We start from the raw sequence: 2,814 nt of genomic DNA, 5'->3' as shown, positions 1-2,814 counted from the left end.
CTTTGCGGGCCAAAACCAGTTTCGCCACCATGTCGGCGTCACCTACATCGCGGTCGAGGATGACGCGATCCTGGGCTTTGTCACCGTCTCGCCGTCCGAGATCGAAATCGATGCGCTCCCCGCCGAGCGCCGTCGCCGGTTACCGCGCTACCCCTTGCCGACGCTACGATTGGCGCGACTGGCGGTGGCCGAGACGGCGCGGGACCGTGGGGTCGGCCTGGCCCTGCTGCGCTTCGCCTTGACCCTCGCCCGCCGGATGGCCGACGAGATCGGGTGTGTCGGCGTCGTCGTCGATGCGAAACCCGAGGCACGGACGTTCTATCTTCGCTATGGCTTCGAGCCAGTGTCGGTGGTCGAGGGCGTCCTGTTCGATCGACCAGAGCCGACACCGATGTTTCTACCGCTGTCATCGATTCCGTGCCCCGAGAGATAGGTCTACCAAACCAACATGCTTGCCCGTGACCGGGCGGAAGCCGAAGCGGCCGAAGCCATCCGGGCGGCGCAGGCTGCGGATGACCGGGCGAGAGTGGCCAAGGAGCGCACGGCACAGGCTGGTAATCCGGGGTAGGTTTCGACACTGCCCACGTCCGGCGATGCCGCCCAGGTCATCGGACCCACGGTTCCTCCGGTTGCGCGCGTCCGGCCGCGGACTCCGCCACCTGGCCCTTGGTCTGATGGCGCTGTTGATCCTGTTCGAGGCTGATCGCCCGTGGTCCGGTCCGCCCGGCCGCAGCGCCTTCGACCTGCCGAGACGAACGCCCGCGCCGCAGAGAACGTTGCCTCACTGATCGTATACTCGCGGCAATTGCAGGAGAGGGCATCCACCGGACTGGCGACCCCCGGTTCTGCCCGATCTGCGCTTGCCTAATCGCCACCGCTGTCGCGGGTTGCGACAACCCGCGCCAGGATAAGTCCCGATGGCAACACGCTCGCTCCACGACAAACCCTTCTCGCTGGCCTGCGAGGAGAACCAAGCGCCCATTTTCGCGGTCGTCGGTCCCCTGTTCGCCAAGGCTCGCCGGGTCTTGGAAATCGGCAGCGGCACGGGCCAACATGCGGTCTACTTCGCCAACCGGCTGCCTCACCTGATCTGGCAGACCAGCGATGTTCCGGCCCAGTGGCCGGGCATCCGGTTGTGGTTGGCCGAGGCTCAACTGCCCAACCTGCCGGAGCCCCTGAGCCTGGACGTCACCGACGACTGGCCGGCAGGTCCGTTCGACGGCGTCTTCAGCGCCAACACCGCCCACATCATGGGACTGCCGGAGGTCGGTCGGATGCTCCTCGGCGTGGGTCAGATCTTGGCGTCTGGTGCACCCTTCGCCCTCTATGGCCCGTTCAGCGATGGCGGACGGCACACGAGCGAGAGCAATGCCCGCTTCGATGCATCGCTCAAGGCCCGGGACCCGCGGATGGGGGTGCGGGACTTGGGCGATCTGCGGGCGTTGGCGGCTCGGGCGGGTTTGGAGCTGCGCGCCGATCACCCTATGCCGGTCAACAATCGGACGCTGGTTTGGTGCCGGTGCAACGCGGCAGGATCGCAAACGAATCCGGCAACGCGGCCTTAGGAGTGAGGTCTGAGCAGCGCGACCACACTTGATGCAGGTGCCCCGGGCCAACTGACGGCTGTGCGCCCATTGCCGCCGCGGGCCGATTCGTCCCTGGGGGCGTTTGTGCCACCCGCGTCCATCCGGCGGCTGGTCAGCGCGGGGTAACTCCAAGCAGGTTGCGGACGCGTTTCCAGGGACTTAGGCTCACCGGAGCCTCGTCCGGATTCAGGGGACAGTATACGTAACTCGGTGGGTTGATCGAGCGTCCGCTTTCAGCTTGACCGCAGACTGATCGAAGCCACTTGCAAATGTCCGCTCCGGGTCGTGGCCCGCGCGGCCAAATCAGCCCTGGCGAGCGGCGCGGCGTGCACGCGCATCATCGTCGAGCCCGGACTGCACCTTCCGAAGGTCCAGCCGCAAACGCTGCGCCTCCAGGGTCAGGGCCTTCTTCTCCTCGGTCAGCGCCGTTTCCCGGGCACGGGCCTCCGCCACTGCTGCCTGATGCTCGGCGAGGCGGCTGAGCCAGTGCTGGGTATCCGCGTCGCGCGCTTGCTGTTCTGCCTGGACTGTGGCGGTGAGCGTGGCAAGCTGGCCGTCGCGCTCGGACACTGAGCCGCGCAACTGGTCCGCCAACGCCTGTGCGGCTTCAAGGTCCGCCCGCGCCTGCGCCGCCGCGTCCCTGGCGGTCGCCTCCGCGCGCTCCAGCAATTCGGCCCGCGCCGTCGCGACCTCCTGCTCCACCTGGAGCCGGGCGATGCGCTCTTGGGCCGCCGTGAGGCTTTCTGCCGACGCGGCGGCAACCCGCTCGGCATGGTCCCGTTGGCGGGACTGGTCCTCGCCGTGCACGCGGGCCTGCGCCAGGGCCTCGGTCGTCTCCGCGAGGGCCTCGGTACGGGCAGCGAGCGCGTTGCTGGCCAGGTCCAGTGCGTCCTGGGTTTCCCGCAGCGTTGCGCCCTGCCGGTCCATCGCGGTGGCCAGGCGCTCGATCTCGGTCCTGGCAGCGTCACGCTCGCCTGTGACCGCCGCGACCTGGGCATCCAGCCCCAAGACCTGGGCCTCAAGCGCCGTCTTCGTGCAGTCCCACTGTTCGCCAGCCAGCCGGCACGCCTGGTCCCAGACCTCGACTACTTGGGTGCGCAGCGCCTCGGGAATGCCGGGGATCTGGAAGCGCCGGGCGGCCTCGTCGAGCCAGTCGTCAATGCCGGCGCCGATCGCTTGCTGGGAGCCTTTGCCGCCCAGTCCCTCGCGGACGGCGGCGATCGTCGGG

General features: G+C 68.4%; 3 protein-coding genes. 2 read left to right on the top strand and 1 reads right to left on the bottom strand.

Annotated elements, in window-relative coordinates; genetic code table 11:
• Positions 1–433: GNAT family N-acetyltransferase (locus QZY44_RS14070; RefSeq protein WP_295447235.1), on the top strand; the 433-nt coding region annotated here is incomplete at its 5' end.
• A gap of 484 nt (positions 434–917) precedes the next feature.
• Positions 918–1,565, top strand: coding sequence for a DUF938 domain-containing protein (locus tag QZY44_RS14065; RefSeq protein WP_295447233.1), 648 nt, complete (start codon positions 918–920; stop codon positions 1,563–1,565).
• A 324-nt stretch (positions 1,566–1,889) separates the two neighbouring features.
• Here the strand turns inward: QZY44_RS14065 and QZY44_RS14060 are convergent.
• The coding region (locus QZY44_RS14060) for a DNA-binding protein (RefSeq protein ID WP_295447231.1) at positions 1,890–2,814 on the bottom strand (925 nt) is incomplete at its 5' end.

It is taken from the genome of uncultured Thiodictyon sp. (genome assembly GCA_903837595.1).
Classification (GTDB): domain Bacteria; phylum Pseudomonadota; class Gammaproteobacteria; order Chromatiales; family Chromatiaceae; genus Thiodictyon.
This window is presented reverse-complemented; position numbering and strand designations above follow the sequence as displayed.